Origin of the sequence: uncultured Pseudoteredinibacter sp. (assembly GCF_947502065.1) — a bacterium.
In the GTDB taxonomy this organism is placed as follows: domain Bacteria; phylum Pseudomonadota; class Gammaproteobacteria; order Pseudomonadales; family Cellvibrionaceae; genus Pseudoteredinibacter.
Genome location: NZ_CANMYE010000001.1, coordinates 968509 through 986029 on the forward strand (window position 1 = coordinate 968509; position 17521 = coordinate 986029).

A 17521-nucleotide genomic window follows, 5' to 3' on the forward strand; every position below is an offset into this window, starting at 1 on the left:
GTACAGGCTGCCGCGCTCGTTTGGAGTACTAAGGCCGTTTGAGCCCACTGATATAATAAAGCCATTTATTTGGTCAAGGGGCTGAGCCTTTTCGGCAAATGGGTCCTGTAAATCTTCTGCATCAACAATCCATCAAAGGATACCCTGAGTGATGTATCTGAATTGCGCGGCAAGTCGATATTTCAACAAGGCTACAGTTATTAAGTGTTTTTTTGGGGATAGCCAAACTATGGCAAAGAGCGTCAAATACACTTCCATGGGAGATTATCAAGGTATTTGCTTTTAGTGAGTTTAACGCAGCCGTGGTCAATCTTAGGGAGTGAGAGCTTTGTCGGGCTATGCTTATCTCTTGCCACGCGGGGTCAAAACGTACTGAGCAATTTAACTGCAGTTGCTCTAAAGTTTGCCTAGCTCTTAGCATTGGGCTGCAGATACAACTATTTATCTCTAGGCTTTCTACGAGAGGCACCATTGATTTAGCCTGTTGTAGTCCGGCTTTGTTGAGGCTGACATCATTAAGCCCTTGTAACTTTCTTTCTAAGTTCCAGTTTGTTTGGCCGTGTCTTAAAAAGAATATTGGCGCTGGTAGTTGTTTTTCTCTCATGGGAGGTTTTACAAGCTTAGGATTTTGCCATGTAGGTCGTTATTGCTCTGCTTAAACGTTCAAGTCCATGGGTGTCGCACAAGCCGAATCGCAATAGATTGTGGCCTGCGATAGGATCGAAAACTCGGCAATAAATTGCCTGGCTCAATAAAAAATTGTGCAAACAGGCAATTTTATCCTGTTCACCTTTTAAGGTGATGAATAAGCCTCCGTTTAGCAGGTTGGCTGAAACTGTATTGCTAGTAACTTGTGATTTTAGCTGTTTTAACAGTTGGTAGAGTGATTGATTGGCTGCATCAATTCTTTGTCGTTGCTCGCTATGCCATTTGTGATCTTGTAAGCATTGTTTAGCGATATAGCGCGCAGGTCCATTTACCGACCAAGGCTCAGCGATCCCTCGCAGTTGTTCAATGATCTTTGTAGGCCCAAAAACAAATCCAAGTCGAATTCCTGCTAAACCGAAGAACTTTCCGAGCGATCGTGTGCAAATTACATTGTTCGCTGAATCGACTGGAGGGACGTCAGCTGCCGCAGTATCTTTAAAAGCTTCATCAACGATTAAATAGCCGCCTCTCGTAGCGCATAGCTTTGCTATATCTTCACAAATTCCATGTGAGTAAGCTTCGGCGCTCGGGTTATTTGGGTTGATTAATACCACGGTATTCACTTCGGGCGTTTGTTCTAACTTTGCCATGAGGTCTTGCTGGTTTTTATATAGTAGTAGCTTATTTCCGCTTAGCAGCCATGCTTTATGATGTTCTTGGTAGCCTCTTTCGGGCAGTGCGACGGTTTCAGTTTTTGGCAAGCATACAGGAAGGTGTTGAATTAACCACTGTGTTCCCGCTATCGCTAGTGCTGCATCGTTTTTTTGATAAAAACTTTGGGCTATCTTTTCAAGTTGATCATTATCGTTGGGGAGTTCACGCCATACGGCTTCAGGTATATGGGGTACAGGCCAACTCCAAGGGCTGATGCCGGTCGATAGATCTAGCCAATGTGTTATGTCGATGTCTGATGCTGCTGCGATCTCAGTGAGACGACCACCATGGGTGATGCTTGTTGTGAGCTTCATTGTTTCGATATTTTACGTAGCTAATATTATGTGCCTAATTATCGTATAAGCAGAGCAAGGCAGGCTACTAATATCGAGAGGAATATTATACGTCGATTAACAAAGCGATTTGTTCGAATAATATCGTTAGCTGTTGCTGCTTGGCCGTAGCCCATTTCCGCCTTATGTACCTTTTTACCGTGGTAAATGGCTGGGCCGCCGAGTTGTAATTCTAGTGCGGCGGCTCCTGTACACATAACCGGCCCACCGTTGGGGCTGGCACAGTGTTTGGCTTGTTGTTGCCAGGCTAGAAAGCTTTGCTTGGAATTTTTACTGCAACAAAATAACAGGGCGCAAATTCTAGCAGGAAAGTAATTAAGTAAGTCATCAATTCTCGCTGAGATTCTTCCAAATCTCAGATAACGCACGTTTTTATAGCCCCACATAGCATCCAGGGTATTGCTCAATCGATAGAAGACTATTGCGGTTGGACCAAGCAGGAGAAACCAAAAAATAGGTGCTATTACGCTGTCGTTACAGTTTTCTAAAGTGGATTCAATGGCGGCGTTACTTATGCTGCGAGCATCCATTTGTGAAGTTTCTCGGCTTACAATCATGCTGACGGCAATGCGGCCGGAGTTTAGATCTTTCTTCAGGGCTGTAGCCACCGCCTCGCTATGCTCTAATAGAGCCCTTCTTGCGATACCTAGGTAGACAATTAAAGAGCCTGCAATAATTTGTAAGGATACCGGCCAATGACTTAGGTAAAAGAGAGTATAGACTACGATACTACAAGGTAGGACAGCCAGTATCCAAGCAAGTGCGCCTTTAACGATGAGATGATCGCCGCGATTGAGAAGGTTTTCGAGCTTTGAGGCTATGTTTCCAAAGCCTACTAAGGGGTGAAAACGTCGGCTTTCACCAAGTAGGGCATCAAGAAATAGGCCGATGATAACGCAAAGGCACAGTTCACTAAAGCCCACAGAAACAGCTGCCTTGTAGACCTTGGGAGATATAGTTGCAGCCCAGCGAGGCTGCAATAGGAAGCAGCTTGAATCGAATAGATTCTCTACAATTTACGTTAATTAAAGAAATCAATGATTCGTTCAGCTACTGGCCATCCACCATGCGCATCAAACATTCTTGCGCTGCTGCTGCTACAAGGCAGCCGTCTTGGCGATAGATTTTTCCAAAGTTTAAGCCACGGGCACCAGCGGTTTTGGGGCTATCAAGTTCATAGTAGTGCCACTCGCTAGCATCAATTTGATCGTAAAACCACAGCGCATGATCCAAGCTGGCGCTTTGTAGTTTAGGGTTGTAATAGGAGATGCCGTGGGGCAGTAGAGAGGTATCCAACAGGTAGCTGTCCGACATATACGAGAGCAGCGCTTGGTTCAGAATAGGGTCATCAACTTTCCCGCTGGCGCGCATCCAAACTCCCACGCGAGGCGGCATGGGGGCAGGGTTTAAATGATCAAACGGATTGGTGCTGCGATATTCGATTTCTAAGGTGCGCTTATCTGGATCCAGGCCTTTCGCTTCACAGTATTCAATTTGACGCTCATGTTCTGTCTGCAAGCTTTCAACTGGAGCGTCGGCTTGGAAATCACATTGCTGCTCTAATCCAACCTCGGGTCTTTGAAAAGACAGGGAGGATATTAATATTGCTTTTCCATTCTGTAAGGCGGTAACACGGCGAGTGCAAAAGCCTCGGCCATCGCGCACGATCTCGACTTCAAAATCAATATCAATATGGACTTGCCCAGGACGAATAAAATACGCATGTTGGGAATGAACTTTATATTCTTTGCTCACCGTTTGGTGGGCGGCATAAAGTGCCTGGGCGAGTACTTGCCCGCCATAGACGCGCCCCCATGGCACCTGCATATTATGCCCGCGAAAAAGTAAGTCATCCTGTTTTTCTAGCCGTAATACTTCAAGTAGGCTTTGAAAATCTTTGGCTTTCTTTTCCGCGAAGGCATCGCTCATTGGGTAGTCCTTATTATTGTTACTGTTCGACAATACTTACAGCGATACGGCGAAGTGCGGTATCAATGCTGTCTACCTTAACTTTAAGGGATTGACCAAGCTGGTAAACAGTGTCACCGCGGACGAGTTTTAGGCGGCGATGGTCTAACTCCCAAGGGGCTTCTTTATTTTGTAAAAGAGCAAAGCCTTCAATGCCGCTATCATCAAATCGTAAACCGACGCCTTGACCGTTAACCAAGGCAATGGTGGCCTGATGCTCACTGCCAATTTTATCGGCCATGTATTGCACGGTTAGCCACTGCTCCATTTGGCGAACGGCTTGGCGACCGGCCATTAGTTGCGCCTGTATTTTTTCTAGTTCTTCTGCGTTAACCGTCGCTGGAATAGCTTGCTCAGAGAGTTTCGCCTTGATGATTAGGTGATTGTAATAATCTTGGTAGCGGCGAATTGGTGAGCTGATGGTGGCATAGCCAGCCAAGCCAAGACCTAAGTGCGGTGCAGTTGAAATATGCAGCTCGCTGGCCTGTAAAAGACGCTTGCAGGTTAGCAGCAGCTGAGGGTCGTCTTGGTTTAAGCACTGCATCAAGTCTCGGTAGCCTTCTAAGCTATCAAGTTTTAGGTCGGCAAGCTTGGGGTGATCTTCTTTAAGAACTTCCTGTAGGGTCTCTAGCTTGTCTTCTTTTATCCCGGCATGATGTGAAAATAGGGCGGGGAGCTGATTGTCGCTAAAGAAGTTGGCGGCGCTGATATTACAGGCCAGCATGGCTTCTTCTACCATTAGGTGAGCTTGTGTCTTACTACGCTTGTGAATTTCAGCGATCTTGCCTTGCTCGTTCAGCTCGATGTCGTAATCGGCTTTATCTTCCATTACTAGGGCATGTTCTAGACGGTAAGCCTGGCGCTGCTGTGCGAGCTCGTGTAGGGCTTTTAGGCTTTCACTTTGCGTGTCGTCTAGGCCCAACTTATCGTCATCTTCGCAAAGCCAATCTGCTACTTCTTGATAGCTTAGCTTTCTCTGGGATTGAATGTTGGCCAGCTCAAATTGAAATGCAGTGATTTCCCCTGATTTGCTGATACCCATATGGCAGATTAAGGCAGGGCGTTGCTGGCCTTCAACTAAGGAATAACGATTCTGAGACAGCTCAGTCGGGAACATATGTCGGCTTTGGCCGGGTAGATAGACTGTCTGGGCGCGATTGAGTGCGGCTTGGCCAAGGGAGGAGTCTGCGGCGACTTCAATGCTAGGGTCGGCAATCGCAACACTTAGCTTATAGTTATCTCCATCGCGTACAACGGCGATAGCATCATCCATATCTAAAGTGCTAGATGAATCGATGGTAACAAAGGGCAGGTCACAGTCGTTGGGATAACTAGGGATATCGGCTTTGGCCAGCGCATCGGCCTGTTCCTGGGCGCCTTTGCCTAATTTACCCGGCAAATTGTGTTTGCTGGCCATGTAGAGACCTTCAATGCCAGGAGTGTTCTCGTTACCTAGGTTTTCTAGCACACGTACCTGAGCTTTACCCTCTTTGTGAAAAGGGTGTTGGCTAATACGACAACGGATAAAATCGCCAGCTTTTAGACCTTTGCGTTGATTAGGGGGAATAAACAACCAGCGGTTAAATTGAGGCAGATCTGGCTGAACAAAATGGCCCTGACCACGCACCACATAATGGCCCACAAAGTCTTGCAGGGGGCTTTCTAGTAACTTTTCTAGCTCGGCTTGGGGCTTACCACCTTTACCTTCAACGACATTAATACGAATACGGTCTCCTGGGAAAAGGCGATTCATATCATTAGGGGTTATAAATGCTTCGCGACCATCATCAAGGCTGGCAAAGCCAAATTTGCCATTGCTGCCTCTAACTGTACCTTTAGCGATGTCTTTTGTAGATCGGATATCTTTCTTCAGTTGGCTCAACTGGCTGAGCGCATCTTTGTTTAGCATGTAAAACCCTTATTGAGAGGGAGAGTGTCATTAGATCAAGGCTGCAGATCGGAGCATTGAAAGCAATCTATATGGTATCGCTTCCGAGCCCTGCATCGGCCCAAAAGGGCGTGATTATATCAGCTATCCTGAGCTTGGCGATCCTGTCTTGACGACAAATTCTCTGACCATCTATCTGTTCTATATATCGATTCTCTATACATAAACTATCGCCCCAACAGGGTGGCTATAACTTGAGCGTTAAAGTGGTGCATCGGAGTGCCTCACAAAGGGGCGTTTGCGCACTAAATGATCAAAAATGGAGCGCGTTTATCTTGGGTGGGTGAATTTTATGCAAATCCATTGGGTTTATGAGGGATTCTGCAAGGCCGCGCACCATCAGGGGGCTGGCGATTTTCTGTATTTTCGGATAAGCGTATTTTGTAAGAAGTGAAAATAATTACTAAACCTTTAGTGTGAGTTGGTCGATGTAATAACTGTCGCGTCAGCATTCATTCGCGCTGCGATGGCCAGATAACGTAAAGACATAACGAGAATTTACACATGAAAGTTAAAACTAGGGTCTCTTTGTTTGCTTTAGCCCTATCATTGATACCGCTTTTGGCTGTAACAGTGGTACTGGGTTGGTTTTCATATTCATCCGCACAAGAAGCACTCAATAAACAATTGGAAAGCAAGTTGGTCTCGCGCCGAGAGGCGAAAAAAACCGAGTTGGAGTCGTATTTCCAAACGGTAAATGATCAACTATTGAGTCAAGCGCAAAGTAATATGCTGGTCTCGGCGGCGAAAGAATTTAATGATGCCTTTGCACAGCAGAGCTTTGTTGATTCACAGGCCTCAGCTGGCTTTTTGGGCGACGCTCAGCAATCGTTAGATGGCTACTACCAAAATGACTTTGCTAATCGCTATAAGGAAAAGAATACGGGCAACTCCATTGATGTAGACAGTATTGTTAGCTCGCTCAGTGAACGCGCTAAGTGGTTTCAATACTACTATATTAGCGACAACGAAGAAGCGCTCGGTGAGAAAGACAATATGCTGAGTTCTTCGCTGGGCGGAAGCTATGATCAGGTACATGAACTCTACCATCCAGCTATTCAGGCTTTTCTCAAACGTTTTGGCTTCTACGATATTTTTATTATTAATCCCGATACGGGCGATGTGGTGTATTCGGTCTATAAAGAGCTGGATTATGCGACAAATTTGGATTCCGGCCCCTATCGTAATTCAGGCTTAGCGCAGGCCTACAGGGCAGCTAAAGCCTTAGGTGATAACCGAGAAGTTGCCGTGGTGGATTTTAAGCCTTATTTGCCTAGCTACAATGACAATGCGGCTTTTGCTGCGACGCCAATATTGGATGCTGATGGTAATCAACATGGTATTTTGGTTTACCAGATGGCTCTAGATCGTATCAATCAGTTGATGACCTTAAACCAAGACTGGAAGTCTCAAGGTTATGGCGTAACTGCCGAGCTTTACCTTGTTGGTGATGATCAGCATATGCGCTCGGATAGCCGAGTTTTTGTGGAAAGCCCAACTGCCTTTAAACAGTGGGGCTATAACAGCAGTTTTGGCCAATCCGCGACCGATACGGTATTGGCCAAGGGCACTACGATTGCCGCGGTCCCAGTAAATACCCCAGCGGGTAAAGCCATTGCTGCTGGCCGTACTGGCGTATCCCATTATGAAAACTATATGGGCGAGAAGGTGATTGGGGCCTATACACCATTAAATATTAATGGCTTGAAGTGGGGGATTGTCGCTGAAATCTATCAAGATGAAGCATTCCAGGCAGTTGAGTCCCTTGGTGAATTGATCGCCTTATATGGCGGGATCACCTTCGTTGCAGTGTTAATTGTGGCTATAGCCGTGGGTTTATGGTTTGCCCATGGTTTATCGCGCCCCATTTCCAGGCTTAGCGAGACGGTCGCTGAAATCTCGGCAAATAACGATCTTACATTGTCTATTTCCGAGGTTGGCGATGAAGAGGTCTCCCAAGCGGCCAGCAGTGTGAATGCGTTGATTCGCAGACTTAGAGATAACTTTTTACAGATCAGCTCTTCTTCGGGGCAGTTGGCGCAAAGCGCTGATGGAATGTCTGAATTAATGAATACTAATCTGCAAGAGATCGACGCACAAAACCGTGAGTGCATGAAAGTAGCGCAGTCGGCCACTCAGCTAGAGCAAGCGGCCCATGAGGTGGCCCGAAATGCTAGTGAAACTGCTGTACAAACTCGAGAGGCCAATACCATATCTGGCCGCTTGGCTGATATGGTGGAGCGATCAGTGGCCTCTACCCAAGCGGTAGCGGGTGAGATTGGCAGTGCGAATGAGGCGATGGAAACATTGGCTGAACGCACCAGCGATATAGGCTCTGTTCTGGATGTGATCCAAGAGATTGCTGAGCAAACTAACTTGTTGGCATTAAACGCGGCTATTGAAGCGGCTAGGGCGGGCGAGCAGGGGCGCGGCTTTGCGGTGGTTGCCGATGAGGTTCGTAACCTAGCGCGTCGTACTCAAGATGCCACCGGCGAGATTTCATCTATGATCGAAGGCTTGCAGTCAGACTCTGGTGTAGCGGTTGGAGCTATGCGCACAGGCCTTGAGAAGGTTAAATCGAATGTGGCCGAAGCGGAGTCGTCTAAGGAAGCCTTAGCCGAAACCATGGATATTGTTCGTAAGATCTCCTTGATGAATGAACAGGTCGCTACTGCCGCTGAAGAGCAAAGTGAGGTGATCAAAGAGATCACCGGTAGCACTCAGGACCTTAGTCATTTATCGGATCGCAGCACTGAGCGCAGCCATGAATTGGATAGCATCAGCTCACAGCTCAGTGGTTTGGCTGGAAACCTTAAAACCATGGTGTCCGCCTACAAGGTTGGCTAACAAGGTTTAGCTTAATCTCTTGTCTATGCTAAGCCCGAACTTGTTTCGGGCTTTCTTTTTTGCAGCGGTTAAAAACTTCTATTCCTAGAGCATCACCGGACTAAAAGCAGACTTTACGGTGCACTGAACGTAATGTTTTATATGCTTAGATAAATTATCATCAATAGCGATGGCGCATTCCCTATCGCGCTCTTATATACTGCCGGTTTACCAGTGAGCCATCCGCGCTAACGCTTCCATAAAAACAATAATGGATTAATTATGACCTTTAGTTTAATTCCCCCCGATGCACACTTTGCGGTTGCAGCCGCTTTATTTGCCATTGCTTTGTTTGGCTTTTGGGCCGAGAAGCAAGCGTGGGGTAGGGTGCTAACGGGGGCAGTATGGGTTTTACTGCTCGCGATACTGGCATCAAATGTTGGTCTGATACCGAAGTCGGCGGACTTCTATAATTTAGTTTTTAGCTATTTTGTGCCTGTCCTAATCCCTTTATTTTTATTACGCGCCGATGTTAGAAAAATTATTGCAGAGTCTGGCCGTGTGGGGGTGGCGTTTTTACTGGCGGCTTTGGGGAGTGCCTTGGGTGCTATTATTGCTGTTAGTTTTATAGACCTTGGAGCAAAAGCAGCCGAGTTAGCAGGAATATTTACCGCAACCTATGTAGGGGGCTCAGTAAACTACGCTGCGCTGATTCAAGCTACCGGCTTTGATGATGCCAGTGTGATCTCGGCCGCTACCGCCGTTGATAGTTTAATGAGTGCGGTATTTTTAGCGGTCATTGCCTTGATGCCAGCATCAAAATGGCTGCTGGAACGCTTCGCTCAGCGTGATCATAGTGCAGTAGATGCCGCTGATGAAGCAGGGGGTGGCGATGGTAAAGCGGAGCAAACTGCGCTACCTGATAATACTATCAGCGCTTTTTCTCTTTGTGCAGCAATCGTTTTTAGTATCTCGGTTGTGGCCCTATCGGATGGCCTAATTGCGTTTTTACAACACAGCTTCGAAGGCAGTAATTTCAAGCCGCTGCGCTATATATTTATTACCCTGTTTTCGGTATTACCTGCGACATTCGCGCCCAAAACGATGCAATCCCTACGTGGGGGTGAAGAGGTCGGTTTGATTTTGGCCTTTGTGTTTTTCGCTGCTATATGTGCGGGCGCAGATGTCTTCGCCCTTATTGGCACGGCGCCTATTTTATTGCTGTTTGTGATTGTGCTTTTATTGATACATGGCTTAGTGGTGTTTGCTGGGGCCTACTTAATTAACTGGTTATTGCGAACCTTATCGAAAAAATCGGATTCCGCACAGCTGTCATTGCCTGAACTCATTATTGCTTCTAATGCCGCTATACTGGGAGCAACTACCGCTCCAGCGCTAGCGATGGCCAGGGGCTGGCCGGCCTTGGTGACGCCAGGAATCTTAGTCGGTGTGGCGGGTTATATTATCGGCACACCCCTTGGCATTTTAGTGGTAAGCCTGCTGGCCAAATAAGCTCAAAAGGAAATCTTTGTTGATCAGCTGTTGCAGCTAAGCTTGCCTGAAATTTCTATGTCCACAAAAAAGCCCAGTTGAAGACTGGGCTTTTTATGATCAGTTAAAAACTGAAATCAATATTGCGAAGCGGGTAGATGCACTACCATACCATCCATTTCTTCAGTGACGACTAACTGGCAGCTAAGGCGGCTATTGTCTTTCGGGTCGACAACGGCTTCCAATAGGTCTTGCTCGGCGCTTTCAACAGCTGGCACTTTATCTTGCCATGCTTCGTCGACGTAGCAATGGCAGGTAGCACAGGCGCATGCACCACCGCATTCAGCCAAGATACCATCGATCATATTGTCGACAGCACCCTGCATGACATTACTGCCAACCTCGACTTCGGCTTCAAACTGGTTGCCACTGGCATCGACATAGTTAATTAAAGGCATGGTTTTCCTCTTTTCCTTTGGCTAATCACTTTCTTTTGTTTGCTCCGTTTATACTGAAGTTTTATACGGAGCTTTGTTTGGCTGTAGCCTAAGCCAACAGCGATTTTAAATCAAAATCTGTATCGCATACGTGTCCAGGACTCGGATTTATGCCTTTGGCGAGTAATTGCTTGGCTTGCATAAACTCTTTGGCTTGGTTGATGCAATCAGCGGCTAATAATTGTTCACCTTTAAAATACCAAACACTGAAGGCACGGCTATTATTGTCTCCGCGTACCAGTACCTGATCATAGCCCATATTAAAGCCGGCAATTTGCAGTTTAATGTCGTATTGATCTGACCAAAACCAAGGGTGCGTGTGATTGTCGATTTGCTTGCCGCAGATACTGGCTGCAGCGGTTTTGGCCTGCTCAGTAGCGTTAGGTACGCTTTCGAGTCGCACCCGGCTACCAATCAGTTTATGAGGGTAAGAGCTGCAATCACCGGCGGCGACGATATCTGGATCGCTGGTTTGAGCGTAGGCGTCTACGGCAATGCCATTGTCGATCGTAAGGCCTGCTGCTTCGGCAAGTTCGATGTTGGGTATGATACCTGCGCCAATAATCACCACATCGGCAGCAAAGGTTTCGCCATTGCTACAGAGCACAGATTCCACTTTAGCTTCACCTTGAATGGCATCGACACCCATTGAGGTAAGAATGTTTACGCCAGCTTCTGTGTGGATGTTCTGATAAAACTCTGAGATAACGGGGGCGGTAACCCGCTGTAAAATTCGCTCCATCATTTCTAAAACAGTAACTTCTACACCAAGCTTATTGAGTGCCGCTGCCGTTTCTAGACCAATATAACCGCCACCAATGATGACGGCTTTCGCGGGTTTTTGGCTCTTATCTAAATGTGCACGAATGCTTTCGATATCGGCGACTGTGCGCAAATAATGCACACCAGAGAGCTCGACTCCGGGCAATGGAATCTGGCGCGGTCTTGAGCCGGTGCAAAGTGCGAGCTTTTCGTAGCTAAGGGTTTCGCCATTATCAAGGGTGATGCTTTTGTTTTCGCGATCAATGCTATCTACACGTTGTCCCAGCATAAACTCGGCGTCAATTTTGTCGTAAGCCGCGAGTGGGCGAATCAATAATTGTTGTAAGGTTTTTTCGCCGCTTAGAAATGTTTTTGATAGCGGTGGGCGGTGGTAGGGGGCATGTGGCTCGTCGCCGATAATGATAATGCGGCCTTGCCAGCCTTCCTGACGCAAACTTGGCGCAAGCTGCGCGGCGGCGTGTGAAGCGCCGATAATGATACAGTTGCCTTGCATAATGTCTCTCTATTATCCCACTGTTGTTTGACTTCTATCGCGCGAATGCGACAAAGCAGTTTATTATAGGCTGTATAGAACAGTGGCTACCATATTAGGGTAGCCACATCGCATTGGCAGTGACAATTTGCTGCAAATCTCTTAACCGTCGGTACCGGAACGCTGCTGATTATGGAAGCGCTGGCGATAAGCTCGTGGAGTCAAACCGGTTTTTCGCTGGAACAGTCGACTAAATGAACTCAAGTCTGTGTAGCCAACTTGCAGCATGACACTTTCTACCGGTAAGCCGCTGTTTTCCAGCATGCGCTTAGCGGTATCGATACGCAGATTCTGCAAATAGCGATTGGGTGTTTCATCCAATACTTGTTTAAAGCGACGAATCAAAGTGCGTGTGCTAACAGCCAATTCGTCGGCTAACTGATTCAGTGAAAAACGCTCTTTCATATTGCGTTGTAGCCAAGCCTGAGCTTTGCTGACCAGTGGATCGTTATGCTCAAGCTGGTTTTCTAAAGTCAAAAAGGCGGTTTGTTCAACTTCATTGGTATTCAATAAGGTGGCTTTCGCGCATTGGTTGGCAATGCTCTTGCCCATAAAGCGTTCAATCAAACGCAGGGTCATTAGCTGTTCTGAGTTAGCAGCAGCACCTGTCATCACGCGCTGGTGTTCGATATACAACTGGCGGATATTGAGCTCAATATTGGGGTAACGTTGGCGAAATTTCTTTTCTAACCACCAACTCGTGGTAGCGATGCCGCCATTGAGCAAGCCGGTTTCCGCGATAATAAAGCTGCTGGTGCAATGCCCCATAATGGTTTTACCTTTGCCATGTTGTTGGCGAAGCCAATCTACCATCGGTGCCATTTGTTTGAGCTTGCGACCAAAAGGCAATTCACCTTCGTAAAACAAAGAGGGCACCACAATGACTTGGCAGTCATCGGCAAGGCTTATGTCGCCGTCAACATTAAAGCTAAGGCCGCCGACAGAGGCAACACCTTGACCATCCATGGACAGCACCTTGGTGGCAAATTGCCCCTCGGTATCCCCATGTTGTTTGCGCCAGTAGGCGTTTGCGATGTGCAGGTTGTCCTGCACCTTAGCGAGGCTTGAGGTGTAGCAGCCGTCGTAAGCAATCAGAGCAATATTTGGCATGGCTATATCTGCTGTCTATTGGTTATTTTTGCCAGAGTGGTCATTGTAACCAGTCTGATCATGAGTGTGTTGGTCATTATCGGCCAGTAACTTGTCCATCAAGGACACTAAGAAATTCGCGTAATCGTCCGTACTGGTCTCGTTTTGTTTGTACTTCCAAGATTTCAAATACCAGTCTTGAATTAAGGCCAGTAGCGCAGATGCTGTGAGCTCGCTATTGGCGCAATGCATCTCTCCTGCGGCGACACCTTCTTCAATCACTTCTTTAAGTTTGGCGGTATCAACGAGGTCAAATTGTTTGGCTTGATCTCGTTGTTGGCGCGCCATAGATTTTGATTCCATGTACACAAAGCGATACCAGGGGCGAAACAAGCTGCCCATATAAATATAGATGCGAAGCCTTGTGGCTAGGCGTTGCCTTGGGCTGCCGCTTTCTAAATTCAGGGAGTAGGCCAGTGGCGCCAGTCGTTGGCTAAGGAAGTCATTTACCATTTGGGCCAGCATGTCTTTGCTGCGGATATAGTTGTATAAACCGCCCATACTGATGCCTGTGCTTTGGCTAAGGTCACGCAGGCTCATCGCATCAAAGCCGCCCTTACTGGCCAGCTCAAAGGTTGCATCAAAGATAATCTTAAGATTTTTTACCGCAGCACTTTCTCGCTTAACCTTAATATCTTCGCGAAAAGCTTCAAAGAACTCGCTATATACCGATTCACGACAAACGGGCAGGCAATGCTTGAAGCTTGCAAAGCACTGTTCTTGGGGCCAATTGGCCGTGTTGTCGTTCCTCATATTGCTTCCCCATGGTTTGCTTGTGGATGCATGCCTATTGTTCTGCGTCGCTGGGACTGTGCAAAAGAGACAAATTTGGCGCTGAGTACGCCGAAACTTGACCAAAGCTTTCACAGGTCTTGACGAATGTCTCGCTATCTAGGATAAATAGCGAACGCTCGCTCTTTTTTAAAGAACCATAACGAATTTGTTTCAGTCTCGCAACGAAATTTACGTTTTGATGATGACTGCAACGGCGAGATTTTTGTCAATTCAAACAATGAGGCACCGCTATGACTGCGCCAATGAACACCGCGATAACCCTTAAGCAACGTCCCAATGGCGAAGTTCGTGACGAGGATTTTGAAATCAAGCAAAGCCCTGTACGTGAGCTGCAGGATGGCGAATTTCTAATAGAAAACAAATACTTATCACTAGATCCTTATATGCGTCCACGGCTGAACGATATGCAGGGTTATATGGATCCTGTAGAGATTGGTGCTGTGATTGTTGGTGAAGCCGTAGGTGAAGTAGTCGCCAGCAAGACCGATGCCTATAAAGTAGGGGATGTGGTGACCGCCTACACCGGTTGGCAGACCCATTATATTGCCAAGGCCGATGAGCCAATGATTTACAAAGTAGATGCTAAGGGCTTGGCGCTGTCTGTGTTTTTGGGGGCGGCAGGTATGCCTGGGCGTACGGGCTATTTCGGTTTGACTGAAGTAGGCAAACCACAAGCGGGCGAAACTATCGTGGTGTCTGCGGCATCGGGTGCGGTGGGTTCATTGGTTGGCCAAGTTGCCAAGTCGATGGGGTTGCGCGTGGTGGGTGTTGCCGGCGGCAATGAAAAATGTAGCTATGTCACTGAAGAATTAGGTTTTGATGCTTGCGTTGATTATAAAGCTGGCAATTTGGATGCTGATCTAGCGGCGGCCTGCCCAAATGGCATTGATATCTATTTTGAGAATGTCGGCGGTGCTGTTACTCGTGCCGTAGCCAAATTACTCAACAAAGGTTCCCGTGTGCCGGTCTGTGGTTATGTATCAGCCTATAACGCCGAAGATATGGCTGCGGTTGAAACTCCGTTCCATGTTTTTGGCGCACTAGAAGAGCCACCTGAGCACCGTTTCTTTTTAGTTACTGAGTGGCAAGAGCAACATGGCGAAGCGACCGCACTACTGGCCAACAAAATCAAAAACGGTGAGCTGAAATACCGCGAGTCCGTTGCCGAAGGTATCGATAATGCTGTTGAGGCGTTCCGCGGTATGCTAAAAGGCAAAAATTTTGGTAAGCAAGTGGTAAAGCTAGGCTAAAAGCTGGCTTTACGAATTTTGAATATAAATACCTAGCAAAAGTAAATGGAGTAAATCATGAATATTGACTTTACCCAAGAAGAGCTGGACTTTCAGCAGGAAGTTCGTCAGTTCTTTGCGGAGCATTATCCAAAAGATATTCAGGAAAAAATTAAGAATAATATACACCCAACGAAAGAAGATTTTATTCGTTGGCAAAAGATTTTGAACGACAAAGGTTGGTTGGCTGAAAACTGGCCGGTGGAGTATGGTGGTACCGGATGGACGCCTACCCAGAAATATATTGTGCAACAAGAAAAAGCCAGAGCTCATGTTTTGGGTACTATTCCGTTTGGTGTCACTATGGTGGCGCCGGTGATTTACACCTACGGTAATGAAGAGCAGAAAAAACGCTTTTTACCTGATATTTTGGAATCCAATGTATGGTGGTGTCAGGGTTACTCGGAGCCTGGCGCAGGTTCTGATTTGGCCGCTTTAAAAACCAGTGCCGTACGTGATGGTGATGACTATATCATTAATGGTACAAAAACCTGGACGACACTGGGCCACTGGGCTGAATGGATGTTTTGTCTAGTGCGTACAGATCCTGATGCACCAAAGAAGCAACAGGGCATTAGCTTTATCTTAATCGATATGTCGACCCCGGGTATTAGTGTTTCACCTATTTTGACGCTGGACGAAGAGCGTGAAGTGAACGAAGTTCATTTCGATAATGTGCGTGTGCCAGCGGTCAATCTTATTGGTGAAGAAAACAAAGGTTGGACCTACGCTAAGTTGTTGTTGACTCACGAGCGTACCAGTATTGCCAATGTGCAAAATTCTAAAGTGCGTTTGGAAAAAGTTAAGAGCTTGGCTCAAGAAACTCCAGCCCACGACGGTGAAGGTATACTTTGGCAAGATGAAATGTTCCGTACCAAAGTGGCTAATGTTGAGTTGGATTTAACCGCTTTAGAATACACTGAACTACGTACTTTAGCTGCAGTTGCTTCTGGCGGTGCCCCCGGCCCTGAATCTTCTATTTTGAAGATTAAAGGTACGGAAGTTATGCAAGCTATCGATGAGTTGTTTGTTGAGCTTGCAGGTTACCACGCCATGCCGTTTACTCAGGCACAGTATCATGACGGCTTTGAAGGCGAGCGAATTGGCGATTGGTTTGAAACTAATACTGGTCCGCACTATTTCAATAACCGTAAGCAATCGATTTTCGGCGGTACCAACGAAATTCAAAAAGGCATTATTTGTAAGGCCGTGTTGGGTCTGTAAGGAGAAGAACATGGACTTTTCATTAAGCGAAGAACAACAGCTGTTAAAAGACAGCATTGAAAAATTTGTGAGCAGTGACTACGACTTTGAAGCACGTCGTGAATTGGTGAATTCTGATTTGGGTTACAGTGCTGAGCACTGGGCCATGTTTGCCGAATTAGGCTGGTTAGGCATGGGTTTTTCCGAAGCCGATGGCGGCTATGGCGGCACAGCCAGCGATTTAATGGTAATCATGCAGGCCTTTGGTAAAGGTTTAGTGATTGAGCCATTCTTGGCCAACTGCGTATTGGCCGGTGGCGCTGTGGCTGAACTAGCTTCAGGCCCACAAAAAGAAGCGCTGTTAGCTTCAGTGATCGGCGGTGAGCAACAACTGGCGCTAGCCTATGCAGAAAAGCAAGCTCGCTACAATGTGGCTAATTGTAAAACCCAAGCTGAAAAATCAGACGATGGCTATAGCATCAGTGGTGAGAAGATCGCGGTTTTAAACGGCGGCAATGCGGATACAATTTTAGTGCTTGCTCGCACTAATGGTGCCCAAAATGATGAGGCAGGCTTGTCATTATTTGCTGTGCCTGCTGAAGCACAGGGGCTAGAGCGCGTGGCCTACACCACCGTTGATGGCTTTACCGGTGCCGATATTAAGCTTAGCAATGTGCAAGTAGCGGCCGATGCCTTAATTGGACAAGAGGGTAGTGCTTTCGCTGCGCTAAGTCGTGTGATGGATCGCGCTCGCCTAGCGGTTTGTGCAGAAGCTTTAGGTAATATGGAAACTTTACTTACTAAAACGGTAGAGTACACCAAAACTCGTAAACAATTTGGCTTTACGCTGTCTTTCTTCCAGGCTCTGCAGCATCGCATGGCAGATATGTTTGTTGAATGTCAGCAGGCCCAATCAATGTTGCTAATGGCGGCTATGAAATTTGACGCTAATGCTGAAGATGCCGGTACTGCTGTTTCGGCGGCAAAAGCTCGTATCGGTCAGGCCGCAAAGCTGGTTGGCCAGGAAGCTGTGCAATTGCATGGTGGTATGGGTGTGACGGATGAGCTAGATGTAGGTCACTACTTTAAGCGCTTAACCATCATTGACACTTTATTTGGGAATACTGATTACCACTTAAAGCGTTATACGCAGGCGATGGCCTAAAGCGTATTGAGCGTTTCCTGCTACATTATGCAAATCAAAGGGCAGCCTGAATAAGGCTGCCCTTTTTTGTATGAGCGGCTTCGAAACTGGATTGAAAGCTATTTTATGCCGTTACGCATGTGTTTGGCGAAGCTGCCCAGGAAAGTAATTGGCAAATACG

Annotated in this window: 14 protein-coding genes; 5 read left to right on the forward strand and 9 right to left on the reverse strand. The window is 46.9% G+C overall.

Annotated features, from left to right (window positions below):
- Positions 1 to 121: 121 nt before the first annotated feature.
- From Q1A41_RS20365 to Q1A41_RS04110, 5 genes are all read right to left on the reverse strand, one after another.
- Positions 122 to 604, reverse strand: a complete 483-nt coding sequence (locus tag Q1A41_RS20365) for a phosphoglycerate mutase family protein (RefSeq protein ID WP_363322335.1) — start codon at positions 602 to 604, stop codon at positions 122 to 124.
- Positions 605 to 620: 16 nt separating this feature from the next.
- Complete coding sequence (locus Q1A41_RS04095; protein ID WP_299975059.1) at positions 621 to 1676, reverse strand: threonine-phosphate decarboxylase; 1056 nt, start codon at positions 1674 to 1676, stop codon at positions 621 to 623.
- A gap of 38 nt (positions 1677 to 1714) precedes the next feature.
- Positions 1715 to 2638, reverse strand: coding sequence for an adenosylcobinamide-phosphate synthase CbiB (gene cbiB / locus Q1A41_RS04100; RefSeq protein WP_299975062.1), 924 nt, complete (start codon positions 2636 to 2638; stop codon positions 1715 to 1717).
- Between the two features lie 127 nt (positions 2639 to 2765).
- On the reverse strand, positions 2766 to 3644 hold the full coding sequence (locus Q1A41_RS04105; RefSeq protein WP_299975064.1) for an acyl-CoA thioesterase II: 879 nt from the start codon (positions 3642 to 3644) through the stop codon (positions 2766 to 2768).
- A gap of 19 nt (positions 3645 to 3663) precedes the next feature.
- Entirely contained in the window at positions 3664 to 5592 is a 1929-nt protein-coding gene (locus Q1A41_RS04110; protein WP_299975067.1) for a VacB/RNase II family 3'-5' exoribonuclease, read from the reverse strand.
- A gap of 543 nt (positions 5593 to 6135) precedes the next feature.
- On the opposite strand from Q1A41_RS04110, the gene Q1A41_RS04115 reads away from it, so the two are divergent.
- Both Q1A41_RS04115 and Q1A41_RS04120 read left to right on the forward strand, forming a co-directional pair.
- Positions 6136 to 8478: a methyl-accepting chemotaxis protein gene (locus Q1A41_RS04115; RefSeq protein ID WP_299975070.1), complete on the forward strand. Its 2343-nt coding sequence runs from the start codon at positions 6136 to 6138 to the stop codon at positions 8476 to 8478.
- Positions 8479 to 8739: 261 nt separating this feature from the next.
- Positions 8740 to 9969: a DUF819 family protein gene (locus Q1A41_RS04120; RefSeq protein WP_299975073.1), complete on the forward strand. Its 1230-nt coding sequence runs from the start codon at positions 8740 to 8742 to the stop codon at positions 9967 to 9969.
- A gap of 116 nt (positions 9970 to 10085) precedes the next feature.
- Here Q1A41_RS04120 and Q1A41_RS04125 read toward each other — a convergent pair whose 3' ends face one another.
- The 4 genes from Q1A41_RS04125 to Q1A41_RS04140 all read right to left on the reverse strand — a co-directional run bounded on the left by Q1A41_RS04125 (position 10086) and on the right by Q1A41_RS04140 (position 13662).
- Positions 10086 to 10406 (reverse strand): 2Fe-2S iron-sulfur cluster-binding protein, encoded by a 321-nt coding sequence (locus Q1A41_RS04125; RefSeq protein WP_299975076.1) that lies wholly within the window; start codon positions 10404 to 10406, stop codon positions 10086 to 10088.
- Positions 10407 to 10494: 88 nt separating this feature from the next.
- Entirely contained in the window at positions 10495 to 11721 is a 1227-nt protein-coding gene (locus tag Q1A41_RS04130) for an FAD-dependent oxidoreductase (protein WP_299975079.1), read from the reverse strand.
- Positions 11722 to 11862: 141 nt separating this feature from the next.
- Positions 11863 to 12870: a helix-turn-helix domain-containing protein gene (locus Q1A41_RS04135; RefSeq protein ID WP_299975082.1), complete on the reverse strand. Its 1008-nt coding sequence runs from the start codon at positions 12868 to 12870 to the stop codon at positions 11863 to 11865.
- Between the two features lie 15 nt (positions 12871 to 12885).
- Positions 12886 to 13662 (reverse strand): TetR/AcrR family transcriptional regulator, encoded by a 777-nt coding sequence (locus Q1A41_RS04140; RefSeq protein ID WP_299975085.1) that lies wholly within the window; start codon positions 13660 to 13662, stop codon positions 12886 to 12888.
- A 272-nt stretch (positions 13663 to 13934) separates the two neighbouring features.
- Between Q1A41_RS04140 and Q1A41_RS04145 the strand changes: the two genes are divergently transcribed.
- The 3 genes from Q1A41_RS04145 to Q1A41_RS04155 are packed head-to-tail and all read left to right on the forward strand — an operon-like array spanning position 13935 to position 17361.
- Complete coding sequence (locus Q1A41_RS04145) at positions 13935 to 14954, forward strand: NADP-dependent oxidoreductase (protein ID WP_299975088.1); 1020 nt, start codon at positions 13935 to 13937, stop codon at positions 14952 to 14954.
- A 57-nt stretch (positions 14955 to 15011) separates the two neighbouring features.
- Positions 15012 to 16217: an acyl-CoA dehydrogenase family protein gene (locus Q1A41_RS04150; protein WP_299975091.1), complete on the forward strand. Its 1206-nt coding sequence runs from the start codon at positions 15012 to 15014 to the stop codon at positions 16215 to 16217.
- 10 nt (positions 16218 to 16227) lie between these two features.
- The gene (locus Q1A41_RS04155) at positions 16228 to 17361 is read left to right on the forward strand and encodes an acyl-CoA dehydrogenase family protein (RefSeq protein ID WP_299975094.1); all 1134 of its coding nucleotides are present in this window, start codon (positions 16228 to 16230) and stop codon (positions 17359 to 17361) included.
- The last annotated feature ends 160 nt before the right edge of the window (positions 17362 to 17521 follow it).

What these genes read in the sequence shown, in the direction of transcription:
- Q1A41_RS20365 (WP_363322335.1), bottom strand. Translation starts at nt 604, where the DNA reads ATGAGAGAAAAACAACTACCAGCGCCAATATTCTTTTTAAGACACGGC.
- Q1A41_RS04095 (WP_299975059.1), bottom strand. Translation starts at nt 1,676, where the DNA reads ATGAAGCTCACAACAAGCATCACCCATGGTGGTCGTCTCACTGAGATC.
- Q1A41_RS04105 (WP_299975064.1), bottom strand. Translation starts at nt 3,644, where the DNA reads ATGAGCGATGCCTTCGCGGAAAAGAAAGCCAAAGATTTTCAAAGCCTA.
- Q1A41_RS04110 (WP_299975067.1), bottom strand. Translation starts at nt 5,592, where the DNA reads ATGCTAAACAAAGATGCGCTCAGCCAGTTGAGCCAACTGAAGAAAGAT.
- Q1A41_RS04115 (WP_299975070.1), top strand. Translation starts at nt 6,136, where the DNA reads ATGAAAGTTAAAACTAGGGTCTCTTTGTTTGCTTTAGCCCTATCATTG.
- Q1A41_RS04120 (WP_299975073.1), top strand. Translation starts at nt 8,740, where the DNA reads ATGACCTTTAGTTTAATTCCCCCCGATGCACACTTTGCGGTTGCAGCC.
- Q1A41_RS04125 (WP_299975076.1), bottom strand. Translation starts at nt 10,406, where the DNA reads ATGCCTTTAATTAACTATGTCGATGCCAGTGGCAACCAGTTTGAAGCC.
- Q1A41_RS04130 (WP_299975079.1), bottom strand. Translation starts at nt 11,721, where the DNA reads ATGCAAGGCAACTGTATCATTATCGGCGCTTCACACGCCGCCGCGCAG.
- Q1A41_RS04135 (WP_299975082.1), bottom strand. Translation starts at nt 12,870, where the DNA reads ATGCCAAATATTGCTCTGATTGCTTACGACGGCTGCTACACCTCAAGC.
- Q1A41_RS04140 (WP_299975085.1), bottom strand. Translation starts at nt 13,662, where the DNA reads ATGAGGAACGACAACACGGCCAATTGGCCCCAAGAACAGTGCTTTGCA.
- Q1A41_RS04145 (WP_299975088.1), top strand. Translation starts at nt 13,935, where the DNA reads ATGACTGCGCCAATGAACACCGCGATAACCCTTAAGCAACGTCCCAAT.
- Q1A41_RS04150 (WP_299975091.1), top strand. Translation starts at nt 15,012, where the DNA reads ATGAATATTGACTTTACCCAAGAAGAGCTGGACTTTCAGCAGGAAGTT.
- Q1A41_RS04155 (WP_299975094.1), top strand. Translation starts at nt 16,228, where the DNA reads ATGGACTTTTCATTAAGCGAAGAACAACAGCTGTTAAAAGACAGCATT.